Below are 14,647 nucleotides of genomic sequence, written 5' to 3' on the forward strand. Positions count from 1 at the left end.
CGTAGCAGCTGCCGAAGGCTGCGTCCGGCGGCGGTCCTGCGTTGCTCCAGGACGCGGCCTGCGGCGGATGGCCGCCCCGCCGCTGCTACGAGGGGGGCGTGGGAGCTGCCGTCAGAGGCCCAAGTCGCTCAGGCCTGGATGGTCATCCGGGCGGCGCCCCAGCGGCCAGCGGTATTTGCGTTCGGCCTCGGTGATCGGCAGGTCGTTGATGCAGGCAAAGCGCCGTTGCATCAGGCCATTCTCGGCGAACTCCCAGTTCTCGTTGCCGTACGAGCGGAACCAGTTGCCCGAGTCGTCGTGCCACTCGTAGGCATACCGCACGGCGATGCGGTTGTCGGCGAACGCCCACAGCTCCTTGATCAGGCGGTAGTCCAGCTCCTTGTTCCACTTGCGTGCCAGGAACGCCTGGGCCTGGGCGCGGCCGTGGATGAACTCGCTGCGGTTGCGCCAGTAGGTGTCCTCGGTATAGGCCAGGGCCACCTTGGCCGGGTCGCGGGAGTTCCAGCCGTCCTCGGCGCCGCGGACTTTCTGCGTGGCGGTTTCCAGGGTGAAAGGGGGCAGGGGCGGGCGGGGCGCGTCACTCATCGGGGTGTCCTCGGCAAAGGGGGGGGTACAGCATCGCGGCAAATCCGCAAAGCCACAACCACCATCGGTATGCCGGTGCCGATGGTCTGTTCCGCAACGTGCTGGTGGATACCGGTACCGGTGCGGTAGGCTCGCAAGCCTTGCGCTTTCCTGGAGCCAACATGCCTCGTTTCGCTGCCAACCTCAGCATGCTGTACCCGCAACACGACTTCCTCGACCGCTTCGCCGCGGCCCGGGCCGACGGTTTCGACGCCGTGGAATACCTGTTCCCCTACGACTACAGCGCCGCCCAACTCAAGCAGCGCCTGGACGACAACGGCCTGGTGCAGGCGCTGTTCAACGCCCCGCCCGGCGACTGGGCCAAGGGCGAACGCGGCACCTCGAGCCTGCCGGGCCGCGAGGCCGAATTCCGCGCAGGCTTTGATCAGGCGCTGGACTACGCCGCCGTGCTGGGCAACAGCCGCGTGCACGTGATGGCCGGGCTGCTGCCGTCCGAAGCCGAGCGCGCCCGCCACCACGCGGTGTACCTGGAAAACCTGGCCTATGCCACTGCCCAGGCCGCCAAGGTCGGCGTCACCGTGCTGCTGGAGCCGATCAACACCCGCGACATGCCTGGCTTCTTCCTCAACCGTCAGGACCAGGCCCAGGCCATCTGCCGCGAAGTGGGCGCCGCCAACCTCAAGGTGCAGTTCGATTGCTACCACTGCCAGATCGTCGAAGGCGACCTGGCGGTGAAACTGCGCCGCGACATGGCCGGCATCGGCCACATCCAGATCGCCGGCGTGCCGGACCGCCACGAGCCGGACCTGGGCGAGCTGAACTACCCGTACCTGTTCCAGCTCATCGACGACCTGGGCTACGACGGCTGGATCGGCTGCGAGTACCGCCCCAAGGGCGACACCAGCGCCGGCCTGGCCTGGCTGCGCGACTGGCGCGCCCTGTAGCAGCGGCCGCCAGGCCGCGTCCGGCCCCCAAGACGCGGCCTGCGGCCGCTGCTACGGGTGGGGCTGGTGCCGCGCGCGATCACTGTTCAACTATCCAGGCCCCGCAGAAAAGTTGTCCCCGGAAATCGTGAGTATCTCTGTGGATAAAACGCCCAACCCCAGCAAAACCGGGGGTGGAGTCGATGTGATGAAATAATGACCAAACCGGTGGGTCCAGCGCCGTTCGGAGGCTCTGTTAGACTCAATGGATTGACCTGCCAGGGCTTTCGGACATGAGTGAACCCATCCGCCTCACCCAGTACAGCCACGGCGCCGGTTGCGGCTGCAAGATCTCGCCCAAGGTGCTGGAGGTGATCCTCGCCGGCAGCGGCGCGCAACACCTGGACCCCAACCTGTGGGTGGGCAACGCCTCGCGTGACGACGCGGCGGTGTACGGCATCGATGGCGAGCGCGGGGTGGTGTCCACCACCGATTTCTTCATGCCGATTGTCGACGACCCCTTCGACTTCGGCCGCATCGCCGCCACCAACGCCATCAGCGACATCTACGCCATGGGCGGCGACCCGCTGATGGCCATCGCCATCCTCGGCTGGCCGGTGAACGTGCTGCCCGCCGAGGTGGCGCGCGAGGTGATCCGCGGCGGCCGCGCGGTCTGTGATGCCGCCGGCATTCCCCTGGCAGGCGGGCATTCCATCGATGCCCCGGAGCCGATCTTCGGCCTGGCGGTGACGGGCCTGGTGGAAAAGCGCTTCATGCAGCGCAACGACACCGCCACCCTGGGCAGCCAGCTGTACCTGACCAAACCCCTGGGCATCGGCGTGCTGACCACGGCGGAAAAGAAAGGCCTGCTGCGCCAGGCCGACGTCGGCGTGGCGCGCGACCTGATGTGCACCCTGAACAACGCCGGCAGCCGTTTCGCCCGGCTGCCGGGCGTCACGGCCATGACCGACGTCACCGGCTTCGGCCTGCTCGGCCACCTGGTGGAAATGGCCGACGGCAGCGGCCTGACCGCCCGCCTGCAAGTGGGCCAGGTGCCGGTGCTGGCCAACATCGAATACTACCTGGAGAAGGGCTGCGTGCCCGGCGGCACCCTGCGCAATTTCGACAGCTACGGCGAGCGCATCGGGCGCCTGACCGCCATGCACAAGCTGCTGCTGTGCGACCCGCAGACCAGCGGCGGCCTGTTGGTGGCCGTCGAACCCCACGCCCAGCAAGCGTTCCTGGCGCTGGCGGCGGAGCTGGGCATGGCCCTGGCGCCCATCGGCCACTTCGAGGCGCAACAGGCCCACGCGGTGGAACTGGATGCGTGACGACTGCCGGGACTATCGCGCGCTGTTCCTCGCCGACACCCCCCTGATCGACGTGCGCGCGCCGGTGGAGTTCCACCACGGCGCCTTCGCCCACGCCTGCAACCTGCCGCTGATGGACGACCGCGAGCGCGAGCAGGTGGGCACCTGCTTCAAGCAGCACGGCCAGCAGGCCGCCATCGAACTGGGCCACCGCCTGGTGCAGGGTGCGCTCAAGCAGGCGCGCATCGACGCCTGGCGGGCGTTCACCGAACGGCACCCTGATGGCTACCTGTACTGCTATCGCGGCGGCCTGCGCTCACAGATCAGCCAGCAGTGGCTGCGGGACGAGGTGGGCGTGCAGTACCCGCGGGTGGTGGGCGGCTACAAGGCGCTGCGCCACTGCCTGCTGACCGTCACCGAAGAGGCGGCGCAGCAGTGTGATTTCGTGCTGCTGGGCGGCATGACCGGCACCGGCAAGACCGAGGTGCTGCAGCGCCTGGACAACGCCCTGGACCTGGAGGGCCACGCCCATCACCGGGGCTCCAGCTTCGGCAAGCACGCCACGCCGCAGCCGGTGCAGATCAACTTCGAAAACCAGCTGGCGGTGGATATCCTCAAGCAGCGCGCGCGCGGCGTGCAGCAGTTCGTGCTGGAAGACGAAGGCCGCGCCATCGGCAGCCGGGCGGTGCCGCTGGCGCTGTACCGGCGCATGCAGGGCGCGCCGCTGGTGTGGCTGCTGGACAGCGTCGAGCAGCGCGTGCAGCGCATTCTCAAGGATTACGTGGTGGACCTGTGCGCCGAGTTCGTCGGCCTGCACGGCGCCGACCAGGGCTTTGCGCTGTTCGCCCAGCGCATGCAGCAAAGCCTGGCCAGCAACGTCAAGCGCCTGGGCGGCGAACGCTTCCAGCGCCTGGCCAGCGCCATGGACGCGGCGCTGGACGAACAGTACCGCAGCGGCGCGGTGGAGCTGCACCGGGCGTGGATCCGCGTGCTGCTGGACGAATACTACGACCCCATGTACGCCTACCAGCGCCAGGCCAAGGGCGCGCGCATCGAGTTCACGGGCAGCGCCGACGAAGTGGAGGCCTATCTCCACCACCGCCGCCGCCAAACCCCGTAGCAGCTGCCGCAGGCCGCGTCCGCTAACTTATAGCACCGCAGCCCCAATCAACCCGGTGATCACGCCCACCACCATGGTCAGCACCGCCACCATCACCAGCACCTTGGCATCGAAGGATTTGCGCAGCATCAGCATCGACGGCAGGCTCACGCTGGGCAGGGTCATCAGCAGCGCCACCGCCGGTGCGGTGCCCAGGCCCAGGGTCATCAGGGTTTGCACGATGGGGATTTCCGCCGCCGTGGGAATCACGAACAGCGTGCCCACCACCGCCAGCGGCACCAGCCACAGCAGGCTGTTGCCCATGGCGCCGTCCACGTGGGGGAACAGCCACACCCGCGCAGCGCCCAGCAGCAGCACGGCCAGCACGTAGATCGGGATGGTGGTCCAGAACAGCTGCCACAGCGAGCGCATCCAGCGGTTGAACAGGTTGCCCTGGGGGGCGCTGGACGCATCGGCCACCGCCTCCACCGCAGGCTCAGGCAGCACTTCCGGCGCGGCGATGCGCTGGGCGTACAGGGACACGCCGACCACCAGGATTACCCCGGCCACCAGGCGCAGCACGGTGAAACCCCAGCCCAGCACGAAGCCCATGAAGATCAGCGTGGCCGGGTTGAGCACCGGGTTGGCCATCCAGAACGCCAGCGCCGCGCCCACCGACACCCGCTGGCGGCGCAGGCCGGCCACCACCGGCGCGGCGCAGCAGCTGCACATCATGCCCGGCAACGCGAACAGCCCGCCGCGCACCGTCGAGCCCAGGCCGGCGCGGCCGAACACCCGCAACAGCCAGTCGCGCGGTATCAACACCTGCACCAGCGAGCCCAGCAGCACCCCCAGCACCGCAGCCTTCCAGATGGCCAGGAAGTACACCTGGGCGTAGGCCAGCGCGGCGGCCATGGGGTCCTGGGCGTGGTCGTCGATGATCGAGGCGCCGATGCTGTGGTTGCTGGCCGCCACGAACGACTTCAGGTAATAGGGCGACCACTTCACGTAGTACAGGCCAACCACCGCCACCAGCACGAACAGCAGCGGCTTGAGCCAGAACAGGGACGAACGCGTATGGGCGGGGGAGGTGAGCGTGCTCATGGCGGCGGTACCGGCGAGGGGGAAGGTAACGAATAATTGTAGCCGCACATTGTCTTGTGGGAGCTGGCTTGCCAGCGAGCTGTTCAGGTCTCAACAGCTCGCTGGCAAGCCAGCTCCCACAGGGAATAGCAATACACCGCGTTGCCTGCGACGCCGCCTGCGGCAGCTGCTACAGTGACTTCACCAATAAGGATAATGGCCCGATGGCCCCGCAAAACCGGGGGCATACGGGGCTTGGGCAGGACCGTCGCGGCACCCTCAGTGAGTTCCAATCATGCGCGCTCTCGTTACCGTGGCAGGCGTGGCAATGCTGGTGTTTTCCCCCTTCATACTGGCCGACGATCCTCCCGCCAGCCCCGCCAAGGCCATCCAGAAGGCCGAGGTGCTGGAGCAGAAGGCCGCCGACAAGGACACCGCCACCCCGGTGCCCAAGGCCGAGATCATCACCAAGACCGAAGCCCAGGTGGTGGACCCCGCCGGCGCCAAGCCGGTGGACGAGCCGCTGACCTGCCTGGCGCGCACCATCTACTGGGAAGCCAAGGGCGGCACCCCGGCCGACATGGACGCGGTGGCCCACGTGGTGCTCAACCGCGTCGGCCACGAGGGCTTCCCCGGCACCGTGTGCGAGGTGGTGAAGGAGGGCGCCGACAAGAAGGTCTGCCAGTTTTCCTGGTGGTGCGACGGCCGCGCCGATGACGTGCAGGAGGCCGACCGCTACAGCATCGCCAAGGAAATCGCGCGCAAGGCCCTCAACCAGGAGTCGCCGGACGCCACCCACGGCGCCATGTATTTTCACGATAGAAAGGTGAAGCCGGCGTGGGCGGGCAAATACCTGCGCACGGCGCAAACCGCCGAATTTCTGTTCTACAAGCCGCGCGAAGGCAAGGCTAAATAGCCGTGGCCAGGCACTGGCGCACCACGCGCGTCAGTTGCACCGGGTCGGTGAGGTAGGCGGCATGGCCCTGGCGCCGCAGCGGGTACAAGGTCAGCCCGCGCAGGCGGTCCACCAGCGCCGCCGGGCACAGCAGGCACGGGTCGTGGTCGCTGGCTTCGCCCAGCAGCATGAACGGCCGGGCCTTGAGCGCGCGGCAATCCTCCAGCGACGGCGTGATGGTGTCCAGCGCCGCCGCTTCGTTGACGAAGGCTGGCGCGGTGGCGACCATGGCCGGCCACAGCGCAATCTGCTTCATCAGTTCCACCTGTGCCGGGTTCATCCGCACGATGTGGGTCAGGGCGTGCACCGTGGCCGCCTCCAGCTCACCCTGCGCCACCAGTGCCTGCAGGCGCGGCAGGTGGCCGTCGCTGGCCTGGCGCGGCAGCGAGTTCATCGGTTCGTACAGCACCAGCGTGCCCTTGAAGCCATCGCGCAGGGCGTACATCAGCGCGCAGCCGCCGCCAAAACTGTGGCCCAGCACCGCGCAGCCATTACCGGCGAGTTCCACCATGGCGGCCAGGTCGTCCAGCTCGGCGTCGAGGCAATAGGGCGCCGCGCCATAGGGGCTGGCCCCACGGCCGCGGCGGTCGTATAGGTACACCGTGTGGCTCTCGCCCAGCAGCTGCGCGAACGCCGTCCAGTCCCTCGCCTGGCTGAAGGCGCCATGGCACACCACCAGCGCCGGGCCGGTGCCCCAGCGCTGGTAGCCAATGGACGTTCCGTCGCGGGAAATGACAGATCCTTGCATGGGTAGGGCCTCGGCAAAAGGCCGTTAACCTAGCACATCGATAATGCGCCCGGCGATGTGCCGCACGTGGGTTTCCAGGGCGAAGTGGCCGGTGTCCAGCAGCTCGACGATGGCGTTGGGGTTGTCACGGGCGTAGGCCTGCGCGCCCGGCGGAATGAAGAACGGGTCGCCCTTGCCCCAGATCACCAGCGTGGGCAGGCGGGTGTCGCGGAAGAACTGCTGGAACGCCGGGTACAGGGTGAGGTTGTTGCGGTAGTCGTAGAACAGGTCCAGCTGGATGTCCTTGTTGCCCGGGCGCTCCATCAGCAGCGCGTCGAGGGTGTAGCTCTCGGGCGCGATCAGCTCTAGGTGGGGTACGCCTTCCTCGTACTGGTAGCGGGTGCCTTCAAGGTTCAGCACGTTGTCGTGCACCACCTGGCGGTGCTCGGCCGTGGGCTCGGCCCAGTAGCGGCGAATGGGCGCCCAGGCGTCGCCCAGGCCTTCGAGGTAGGCGTTGCCGTTCTGCGACACCAGCCCGGTGACGCGCTCGGGGTGGGCCAGGGCCAGGCGCAGGCCGGTGGGCGCGCCGTAGTCGAAGATGTACATCGCGTACTGTTCAAGGCCCAGGGTGTTGACGAACGCGCCCAGGGTCAGGGCCAGGTTGTCGAAACTGTACACGTACCCGCGCGCCGCCGGCACCTGGGTGAAACCAAAGCCCGGCAGGTCGGGCGCGATGACCCGAAAGTGGCCAGCCAGCAGCGGGATCAGCTCGCGGAACTGGTGCGAGGAGGTGGGGTAGCCGTGCAGCAGCAACAGCACCGGGGCGTCGGCGGCGCCGGCTTCGCGGTAGAACACACGCACGCCATCGGCGTCGGCATAGCGGTAGTGAACGGTCATGGTGGAAGCCTCATGTAACTGTTAATTGCGTTATTGGCGGTTACAGGTCTATTTGTTCATGCATCCTGTAACTAGTCAAATTGTTTTTATCGGTTACACTGTGGGCAAGACGAACGGAGACCGCACCATGACCGCAACCCTGCCAGCGCCGCTGGTGGTCGCCGACCACCCGGCCCTGGACCTGCTCAACACGCAAATGATGGTCGACGGCCAGCGCCGCGACCTGCTGACCAGCGCAGACGTGGCGCTGCAATGGCTGGAGGCCCTGGGCCTGAATGTGCCCGGCGCTGATACATCGGCTGAGCAGGCGCGGCTGCTGCTGGCGCTGAAACAGCTGCGCGACACCTTCGAACCGCTGCTCTACGCGCGGCTGGCAGGCCAGGCAGCCGACCCCACGGCCCTGAACGCGCTGCTGCGCAAGGCCGTGGTGCAGCTGGTATGGAGGGAAGATGGCGGGGTGAGCCTGGACCGGGCCAGCGGCGACGACGCGGTCACCCGCTGCGTGAGCCAGCTGGCGCTGAGCGCCGCCGAGCTGCTGGCCGACGGCGACTTCAGCCTGGTGCGCCAGTGCGAGAGCAACGAGTGCACGCTGCTGTTCTACGACCGCACCAAGTCGCACAAGCGCCGCTGGTGCAGCATGGCCGCCTGCGGCAACCGTCACAAGGTGGCGGAATTCCGCAAGCGGCGGCAGGAAGCGGGCTTATGAAGCCAGCCTCAGAAGTCCAGCGTCAGCCCGGTGTACAACGCGCGCCCGTCGCCGGGTGAGTGCAGCGGCGCCTGGGCGCCGTCCGGGTCGTACCACACGTACTCGTAGTAGCGGTTGGCGAGGTTCTTCAGCTGCACGTCCACGCTCAGGTGCTCGCTGAGCTTGTAGGTGGCGCCCAGGTTCAACAGCACGTAGCCGCCGAACTTGCCCTGGCTGTTGTCGTCCTCCAGGTAGTAGTCGCTCTGGCCGTTCACCCAGCCGTTCACGCTCAGCGCCGGGGTCAGCTGGTAGCTGGCGCCGGCGTTGTAGACGTGGTGCGGCACGTGGTCGATCTCGTTGCCCTGGCTGTCGGGGTAGGTGGAGCCGGCCTTGAGGATTTTCGAGTACTGCCAGGAGTACGCCAGCCACGCCTGGGTGCGCTCGCCGGGGTGCAGGTTGAGCTGCAGGTCATAGCCCCAGCGCCGGGTTTCGCCGATGTTGTCCGAGGCGCCGCTGGGGTCGTTCAAGCGGCGGCTGACCTCGCCGGACGCCTCTTGCTGCCAGTAGGCGATGCGCCCGTCCAGCCAGGCCGTGGGGGTGAACTTCACCCCGGTCTCCCAACCGTCGTTGATCGACGGCGCCAGGTCGCTGGTCTGCGGCGGCACCTTGTAGCTGGACGAGCCGGTGCCCACCTGGAAGGTGCGGCCCCAGTTGGCGTACAGGCTGGCCACCGACCACGGCGAATACACCACGCTCAGCTTGGGCTGCTTGATCAGGCCGTAGTCGTTCATGGTGTAGCTATTGCCGGTCAGCTCGTCGGTGTAGTCGCCACTGAGCTTGTCGACGCGGTAGGCGGGGATGATCTTCAGGCTGTCAGTGGGCTCGATGACGGTCTGCACGTAGGCGCCCAGGGTGTTGAAATCAAAATGCTGGTCGCGGGTCTGGGCGCTGCGCAGCCGTTCCACGGTGCTGTAGCGCTCGCTGACGTTCTGCTGGCGCTGCACGTCCACGCCGCCTTCCACGGCCAGGGCGTGCAGCACGTCCACCTGCGGGCGCCAGGTCAGGGTGGTCATGGCGCCGTACTGGGTTTCGTAGGCGTCGCGCTCCTGCTGGGTGCTGCTGCTCCAGTAGCGGGTCCAGCGGCGGTCGTCGAAGGTGTTGAGGTAGGCCTTGGCGGCCAGCGACAGGTCGTCGGCAAGGTCCGTGTCGAAGTGCAGGCTGGCGCTGTTCATGCGCCGGGTGCCCTGGTCGCTGTCGTTGTAGCTGTTGGTCATGGTGGGGTGGCTGTGGGCGTTGGCGCCGGTGAGGTAGCCGGGCTCGTCGGCCTGGCCTTCGTAGTGGCGCAGTATCAGGCCCAGGCGGTAGGCCGCGTCATCCGGGGTGTAGAACCACTTGCCGGCCACCGACACGCGGTCCTGGTCGGCGTGGTCGCGGTAGCCGTCGGCCTTCTGGTACGCCAGGAAGTAGTTCTGGGTCCAGTTGGCGCTCTCGATGCCCTTGGCCAGTTGCGTCTCGCGGGTGCCGTAGCTGCCATAGCGCACCCGCGCCTTGGTGTAGTCGCCACCGATGCGCGTGTTGATGTTGACGTTGCCGGCGATGTTGTCCAGGCCGTAGCGCGGGTCGCTGGTGCCGCGCACCACTTCGATGCTGTCGATGTCCAGCGGGAAGACCATGTCCAGGAAGGGCATGTTGCCGTCGTTGCTGTTGCTGGGAATGCCGTCGATCAGCAGCTTCACGGCGTTCACTTCGCCTTCGCCGTTGAAGCCGCGGAAGGAGATCTTGCCGGACGTGGTGCCCTGGTTGAACTCGGTGAGCTCCACGCCGGGCAGGCGGCTGAACAGTTCCCAGCTGTAGGCGACGGGCATTTTTTCCACCACGTCGCCCCCCAGTATATCCACCGAGCTGAGCACGCTGCTGGTGGACAGTGGCCCGGCCTGGGCGCTGTTGACGGTGACGGTGCCCAGGGTCAGGGTCGAGTCCTGGGCGTTGCCGGCGAAGGCGTGGGCGCAGCTGAAGGCGCCGGTGAGCAGCAGGCAGGTGGTGCAGGCGCGGGCAGGCCGCGCCGGGTGAAGGTTGCGCTGAAAAGCCATGGTTCACGGTTCCTGGTGAGCCAAGTAAAAGTCGTGCACGGGCGCGCAGGCCCATGGCGGGCTGCGGTGTGCGGAGCAGATGAGGGGGTACTGCTCAGGTCAGCGGGGAGGCGCGCGGGTTGAGGCTGGGCCAGCGATAGCGGGGCGTTACGCTGGGCACCGTGGGTTGCAGCACCGGGCCCTGGACCACATAGCGCGGCAGGGGCGCGCGCCAGTGGCTGGCGGGCGGCCCGGCCAGGCCGCTGGCACCACAGCAACAGCAGTCGCCGTGGTGCATCTTGTGCGGGTGCGGGTCCAGCACGTCCACCAGGCGGCGAATGTCGTCGTGCATGGCCGCCATGCCCGGCATGCCGCAGTGCTCGGCCGGCATGCTTTCCATCGCCTGCATCTGCTGGGCATGCAGGGGCATGGCCAACAGATTGACCAGCACGGCAAAACAGGCAAGCCAGTGACTGAAGCGGCGGGTAACGCTCATGCGCGGTTCCGATGACGGGGCCGGCATTGTAGCAGCAACGGTCTTTGTGGGAGCTGGCTTGCCAGCGAGCTTTTATGGTCCCAAGAGCTCGCTGGCAAGCCAGCTCCCACAGGATGTAGCGGCCGCAGGCCGCGTCCCAGACGCCGCGGTGCGTCAGGCCCGAGGCTGCGCAACCCAGGCCTGCACGGACGGTCGCTGCCACTGCCTCTGGGCATAACGCTTCAGAGCCGGCGGCACCTCGTCACCGTTCAAAACCAGGCGGTTGAGCATCAGCGCCAGGTCGGTGTCAGCGATCGACCAGTCGCCGAACAGGTGCTCGCGGCCGTCGCCCAGCAGGGCTCCGGCGGCAGCGAACAACTTGTCCCGGCCGGCTTCGGCTTCCGCAGACAAGCGCGCTGCCTTCTGGCCGCAGAACACCACCAGCGTGGAGCGCTCCTGGCGGATGGCCGCCAAATCGCTGCGCAGCCACGCCTGCACCTGCCGCGCCCGGGCACGCGCCTCCAGGGCCTGCGGGTAGACCGGGCGGTCTGAATACAGTTCGTCCAGGTATTCGCAGATGGCCGAGGATTCCGACAGGGCGAAATTGCCGTTCACCAGGGTCGGCACGCGGCGGGTCAGGGACAAGCCGGCGTAGGGCGTGGCGTGTTGCTCAAGCGCGTCCAGGTCAACCGGGTGCACCTCGAACGGCAGGCCTTTTTCCGTCAGCGTGACGAACACCGACATGGCATAGGGGCTGGTGAACTGGGCATCGACATACAGGCGAAGACTCACGGCACGGCTCCTTGATTGGCGGGTGAAGGGGCAGCGTACGGGATGGGCGGCGGGAAATGAAATGAGGGGTTTTCATGGGGGCATTCCGGGGGGGAATTGGGGGGAGGAACCAGTTCTCCGTCAAAGATCGGAAAAGTCCTACTGCAAGCACAGGCCATTCCGTAGAGCCTTTGTATAAACATATGCGTTGAATCCCGCCTATGAAGCGGATATACAATGTATCAACATAAGAGGTGAAGAAATGGAGGCGGTCATGGATGTCAAAATCCAGCAATGGGGTAACAGTGCCGGGCTTCGAGTACCGGCAACCGTGCTCAAGCAACTGGGGATCAGCATGGGCGATACTTTGAGCCTGGATATTCTGGACGGCAATATTGTGTTGACCCCAGCCTCGAAGAAGCCCCGCTATACGCTCGCAGAACTGCTGGATCAGTGCGATAGCACGGCTCCCGAAACAGAGGGTATGGCTGATTGGCATGCCCTGCCGCCTGTAGGGCGCGAAGTATGAGACGCGGCAAGATTGATCGCGGGGACATCATTCGTATCACCTTCAACCCCACCTCTGGACGGGAGCAGCAAGGCGACTCACGGCCCGCCATGGTGTTGTCCCCGGCTGCATTCAATGCGCTGGGCCTGGCGCTGGTGGCACCCATCACCCAAGGAGGAAATTTCTCCCGGGATGCAGGCTTCGCGGTGCCGTTGACGGGAAGCGGCTGTGAGACCCAGGGCGCGGTGTTGGTCAATCAGATTCGTTCAATGGACCTTGAGGCCCGCCAAGCCAAGCGAATCGAAAAGGCGCCGCAAGCGGTGGTAGACGATGCATTGGCCAGGGTTCAGGCCCTGTTGGAATAAGCCACCTGTAGCAGCGGCCGCCAGGCCGCGTCCGGGATACACACCGCTCTCCCGCCCCCCACCCGTAGCCGCTGCCGCAGGCTGCGCTGGCCCTCAGCCACGCTGCAAACCTTCAGCGTACGCCGGGCCCAGCGCAGCCTGGCGGCAGCGTCTACGCTTCAATTCCACCGCGCCCACCACCGCTCTTTCGGCCTTGCCCCTTCCCTGGGTAGCACCCCGGGCATGTCCCGCAACCGCACCCACGGCTCATCGCGCCAATACATCACGCGCAGCGGCTCGCCGCGCCAACTCATGGCCGTCACCGACGGTTGCTCGCAAGGTTCGCCATGGCGCAGCGCGGGAATCACCTCGTGCACCAGCCAGTGGCGTATGCCGCGGTTTTCGGGGATCTGGTTGCGCACGATCAGGGTCAGGGCCCCGCATTCACTCACCAGCAGGTGCTTGCCCCACTGGCCGTCGGCCTTCACCCAGGTGTCGCGGTGCTGGTCGCGTTCCAGGCGGTGCAGGCGGCGTTCGGGGTAGGGCAGCCCCAGCAGGCGGCCCAGGTCTTTGACGCAGAACCAGGCCTGGCCTTCGATCATCAGCGCGCGAAGCGGCCGTTGGTGGCGGAAAAACGTTGTGGCGGTGAACGCGTCCATGGCGATAGCTCCAGGGGGCCAGCGCTGCCACGGGGCGGAAGATGGTGGGTGGCAGCTGCGCGCAGGTTGACGAACCGGTCACGACCGGCAGGCCCGAAGGCCTCCCGCACGCAGCTGCCATAAGGCTTATTTTAGGCATTTTGCCCTCCAATAAGCATTATGGTGCTGCGGGTTTCGTGAATCGGGTCGTCAAACCCGGTCTTCGTTGTTTGAAGACGGTGCGAAGGGTATCGGTGCCTCGGGGCAGTGACAACCGTGAGGATGTAAGGGGAAATTGCGTAGCCGGTGAACGCCGCCTCAACCCGCCGCCAACCGCCCCCGCGCCTGCCACACCCCACCTGCCGCCGTGCACACGAACACCCCAGCCGCTATCGACAACGCCACCGGCAAGCCCACGCTGGACGCTTGCATCAACCCGCCACTGACCACCGGCCCCAGCACGCTGCCCAGGCCGAACAGCAAGCCGGCGCCCGCGTTAGCGGTGACCAGGTCCTGGCCGCGGAAGCGCTCGCCAATCAGCACGATGGCCAGGGTGTAGGTGCCGCCCGCCGCCGCGCCCAGCAGGAACAGCACCGGCCACAGCAGGCTGCCGGCGCCGATCAGCCACGCCAGGCTGGCGCCGATGGCTAGCACGCACACGCCGCAGGCCAGGTGCAGGGCGGCACGCGGCACGCGGTCGGCCAGCCAGCCCAGGGGCAGCTGCAGGCACATGTCGCCCAGCAGGATGACGCTGACCATCAGCGCCGCCTCGGCCGGGGCGATGCCGTTGTCGCTGGCGTACACCGGGAAAAGCGCCAGCACCACGCTGTCGAAGAATGAGAAGAACAGCACGCCCATGCACAGCGTCGGCGCCAGGCGCAGGAAGCCGGCCAGGGAGAAACTGCGGGCGGTGTCTGCTTCGCTGGCGGCGGGGTCGCTGCTGTCCAGGCCCAGAAGGGCCAACCAGGCCAGCACCAGGCTCGCGCTGGCGGTGACGATCACCGCCGGGCCGTCGGTGCCCAGCAGCGAGATCAACAGCGGGCCGAGCATCTGGCTGCCGGTGTAGGCTGTGGTGTACACGGCGATGGACTGGCCGCGGCGCTGGTCGCTGCTCAGTTCATTGATCCAGGCCTCGCTGAGGATGATCACCAGGCCCATGCCCAGCCCCATGCCCAGGCGCAGCGCGGCCAGGCTGTACAGCGAATGGCGCGCCGGTTCCAGCAGCGCCACGCTGACCAGGCACAGGGCCAGGCAGGCCTGGAATAGCTGGCGGCGGTGGAAGCGCCGCGCCAGCCGCGCGCACAGGCTGGCGGCCAGCATCATGCCCACGGCAGGCAGCGCCGAGAGCATGCCGATTTGCGCGGCACTGGCGCCGCCTTCCAGCAGGCGCAGGGCGGTGAGGGGCGCGGTGGCGCCCAGGCAGATGCCGGTCACGGCGGCGACGAACAACAATACAGGCAGGGTCAGGCGATTCATGGGTGGTCCACGCAGGCAAATCAACAGCGCGCGCGCACCTTCGGGCACGCACGCGCAACCGGACGAGCCGCTTCCGTGAGGAACAGGGGCTGGCCGTGGGGA

General features: G+C 67.2%; 16 protein-coding genes. 7 read left to right on the forward strand and 9 right to left on the reverse strand.

Features of this window, described 5'->3' with window-relative positions:
• Positions 1-111 precede the first annotated feature (111 nt).
• Positions 112-585: a nuclear transport factor 2 family protein gene (locus ACWKWX_RS21570; RefSeq protein WP_483828864.1), complete on the reverse strand. Its 474-nt coding sequence runs from the start codon at positions 583-585 to the stop codon at positions 112-114.
• 161 nt (positions 586-746) lie between these two features.
• On the opposite strand from ACWKWX_RS21570, the gene otnI reads away from it, so the two are divergent.
• The 3 genes from otnI to mnmH all read left to right on the forward strand — a co-directional run bounded on the left by otnI (position 747) and on the right by mnmH (position 3,938).
• Positions 747-1,529: a 2-oxo-tetronate isomerase gene (gene otnI, locus ACWKWX_RS21575; RefSeq protein ID WP_483828865.1), complete on the forward strand. Its 783-nt coding sequence runs from the start codon at positions 747-749 to the stop codon at positions 1,527-1,529.
• A 272-nt stretch (positions 1,530-1,801) separates the two neighbouring features.
• On the forward strand, positions 1,802-2,839 hold the full coding sequence (selD, locus tag ACWKWX_RS21580; RefSeq protein WP_476301260.1) for a selenide, water dikinase SelD: 1,038 nt from the start codon (positions 1,802-1,804) through the stop codon (positions 2,837-2,839).
• Complete coding sequence (gene mnmH / locus ACWKWX_RS21585; RefSeq protein ID WP_483828866.1) at positions 2,832-3,938, forward strand: tRNA 2-selenouridine(34) synthase MnmH; 1,107 nt, start codon at positions 2,832-2,834, stop codon at positions 3,936-3,938. The genes selD and mnmH overlap by 8 nt, the downstream gene beginning before the upstream one ends.
• 27 nt (positions 3,939-3,965) lie before the next feature.
• Here mnmH and ACWKWX_RS21590 read toward each other — a convergent pair whose 3' ends face one another.
• Positions 3,966-5,021: a permease gene (locus tag ACWKWX_RS21590; protein WP_483828867.1), complete on the reverse strand. Its 1,056-nt coding sequence runs from the start codon at positions 5,019-5,021 to the stop codon at positions 3,966-3,968.
• Between the two features lie 274 nt (positions 5,022-5,295).
• On the opposite strand from ACWKWX_RS21590, the gene ACWKWX_RS21595 reads away from it, so the two are divergent.
• Entirely contained in the window at positions 5,296-5,916 is a 621-nt protein-coding gene (locus tag ACWKWX_RS21595) for a cell wall hydrolase (RefSeq protein ID WP_416423680.1), read from the forward strand.
• Here the strand turns inward: ACWKWX_RS21595 and ACWKWX_RS21600 are convergent.
• Together ACWKWX_RS21600 and ACWKWX_RS21605 are read right to left on the reverse strand one after the other, a co-directional pair.
• Positions 5,909-6,703, reverse strand: coding sequence for an alpha/beta fold hydrolase (locus ACWKWX_RS21600; protein ID WP_483828868.1), 795 nt, complete (start codon positions 6,701-6,703; stop codon positions 5,909-5,911). The two genes, ACWKWX_RS21595 and ACWKWX_RS21600, sit on opposite strands and share 8 nt — an antisense overlap.
• A gap of 24 nt (positions 6,704-6,727) precedes the next feature.
• The gene (locus tag ACWKWX_RS21605) at positions 6,728-7,579 is read right to left on the reverse strand and encodes an alpha/beta fold hydrolase (RefSeq protein WP_483828869.1); all 852 of its coding nucleotides are present in this window, start codon (positions 7,577-7,579) and stop codon (positions 6,728-6,730) included.
• A gap of 127 nt (positions 7,580-7,706) precedes the next feature.
• Here ACWKWX_RS21605 and ACWKWX_RS21610 point away from each other — a divergent pair, with 127 nt between their 5' ends.
• On the forward strand, positions 7,707-8,285 hold the full coding sequence (locus ACWKWX_RS21610) for a CGNR zinc finger domain-containing protein (RefSeq protein ID WP_483828870.1): 579 nt from the start codon (positions 7,707-7,709) through the stop codon (positions 8,283-8,285).
• A gap of 8 nt (positions 8,286-8,293) precedes the next feature.
• Here the strand turns inward: ACWKWX_RS21610 and ACWKWX_RS21615 are convergent, their stop codons facing one another.
• The 3 genes from ACWKWX_RS21615 to yfcF form a co-directional block, all read right to left on the reverse strand.
• Complete coding sequence (locus tag ACWKWX_RS21615) at positions 8,294-10,354, reverse strand: TonB-dependent receptor (RefSeq protein WP_483828871.1); 2,061 nt, start codon at positions 10,352-10,354, stop codon at positions 8,294-8,296.
• A gap of 94 nt (positions 10,355-10,448) precedes the next feature.
• Positions 10,449-10,829, reverse strand: a complete 381-nt coding sequence (locus tag ACWKWX_RS21620; RefSeq protein WP_483828872.1) for a DUF2946 domain-containing protein — start codon at positions 10,827-10,829, stop codon at positions 10,449-10,451.
• A gap of 153 nt (positions 10,830-10,982) precedes the next feature.
• Positions 10,983-11,600 carry a glutathione transferase gene (gene yfcF, locus ACWKWX_RS21625; protein ID WP_483828873.1) on the reverse strand — a complete coding sequence of 206 codons (618 nt, stop codon included), beginning with the start codon at positions 11,598-11,600 and terminating at the stop codon, positions 10,983-10,985.
• A gap of 253 nt (positions 11,601-11,853) precedes the next feature.
• Between yfcF and ACWKWX_RS21630 the strand changes: the two genes are divergently transcribed.
• On the forward strand, positions 11,854-12,108 hold the full coding sequence (locus tag ACWKWX_RS21630; protein WP_416423687.1) for an AbrB/MazE/SpoVT family DNA-binding domain-containing protein: 255 nt from the start codon (positions 11,854-11,856) through the stop codon (positions 12,106-12,108).
• Positions 12,105-12,452: a type II toxin-antitoxin system ChpB family toxin gene (locus tag ACWKWX_RS21635; RefSeq protein ID WP_416423688.1), complete on the forward strand. Its 348-nt coding sequence runs from the start codon at positions 12,105-12,107 to the stop codon at positions 12,450-12,452. Before ACWKWX_RS21630 ends, ACWKWX_RS21635 begins: the two co-directional genes overlap by 4 nt.
• A gap of 158 nt (positions 12,453-12,610) precedes the next feature.
• On the opposite strand, the gene ACWKWX_RS21640 is transcribed toward ACWKWX_RS21635, so the two are convergent.
• Complete coding sequence (locus ACWKWX_RS21640; RefSeq protein ID WP_473006232.1) at positions 12,611-13,090, reverse strand: BRO-N domain-containing protein; 480 nt, start codon at positions 13,088-13,090, stop codon at positions 12,611-12,613.
• A 297-nt stretch (positions 13,091-13,387) separates the two neighbouring features.
• Positions 13,388-14,545 carry an MFS transporter gene (locus tag ACWKWX_RS21645; protein ID WP_483828874.1) on the reverse strand — a complete coding sequence of 386 codons (1,158 nt, stop codon included), beginning with the start codon at positions 14,543-14,545 and terminating at the stop codon, positions 13,388-13,390.
• Positions 14,546-14,647 lie beyond the last annotated feature (102 nt).

Source organism: Pseudomonas imperatae (assembly GCF_057128625.1).

Excerpts from the sequence above, each read along its gene's own strand:
- ACWKWX_RS21570 (WP_483828864.1), bottom strand. The coding sequence starts at position 585 with ATGAGTGACGCGCCCCGCCCGCCCCTGCCCCCTTTCACCCTGGAAACC.
- otnI (WP_483828865.1), top strand. The coding sequence starts at position 747 with ATGCCTCGTTTCGCTGCCAACCTCAGCATGCTGTACCCGCAACACGAC.
- selD (WP_476301260.1), top strand. The coding sequence starts at position 1,802 with ATGAGTGAACCCATCCGCCTCACCCAGTACAGCCACGGCGCCGGTTGC.
- mnmH (WP_483828866.1), top strand. The coding sequence starts at position 2,832 with ATGCGTGACGACTGCCGGGACTATCGCGCGCTGTTCCTCGCCGACACC.
- ACWKWX_RS21590 (WP_483828867.1), bottom strand. The coding sequence starts at position 5,021 with ATGAGCACGCTCACCTCCCCCGCCCATACGCGTTCGTCCCTGTTCTGG.
- ACWKWX_RS21595 (WP_416423680.1), top strand. The coding sequence starts at position 5,296 with ATGCGCGCTCTCGTTACCGTGGCAGGCGTGGCAATGCTGGTGTTTTCC.
- ACWKWX_RS21600 (WP_483828868.1), bottom strand. The coding sequence starts at position 6,703 with ATGCAAGGATCTGTCATTTCCCGCGACGGAACGTCCATTGGCTACCAG.
- ACWKWX_RS21605 (WP_483828869.1), bottom strand. The coding sequence starts at position 7,579 with ATGACCGTTCACTACCGCTATGCCGACGCCGATGGCGTGCGTGTGTTC.
- ACWKWX_RS21610 (WP_483828870.1), top strand. The coding sequence starts at position 7,707 with ATGACCGCAACCCTGCCAGCGCCGCTGGTGGTCGCCGACCACCCGGCC.
- ACWKWX_RS21615 (WP_483828871.1), bottom strand. The coding sequence starts at position 10,354 with ATGGCTTTTCAGCGCAACCTTCACCCGGCGCGGCCTGCCCGCGCCTGC.
- ACWKWX_RS21620 (WP_483828872.1), bottom strand. The coding sequence starts at position 10,829 with ATGAGCGTTACCCGCCGCTTCAGTCACTGGCTTGCCTGTTTTGCCGTG.
- ACWKWX_RS21630 (WP_416423687.1), top strand. The coding sequence starts at position 11,854 with ATGGATGTCAAAATCCAGCAATGGGGTAACAGTGCCGGGCTTCGAGTA.
- ACWKWX_RS21635 (WP_416423688.1), top strand. The coding sequence starts at position 12,105 with ATGAGACGCGGCAAGATTGATCGCGGGGACATCATTCGTATCACCTTC.
- ACWKWX_RS21640 (WP_473006232.1), bottom strand. The coding sequence starts at position 13,090 with ATGGACGCGTTCACCGCCACAACGTTTTTCCGCCACCAACGGCCGCTT.
- ACWKWX_RS21645 (WP_483828874.1), bottom strand. The coding sequence starts at position 14,545 with ATGAATCGCCTGACCCTGCCTGTATTGTTGTTCGTCGCCGCCGTGACC.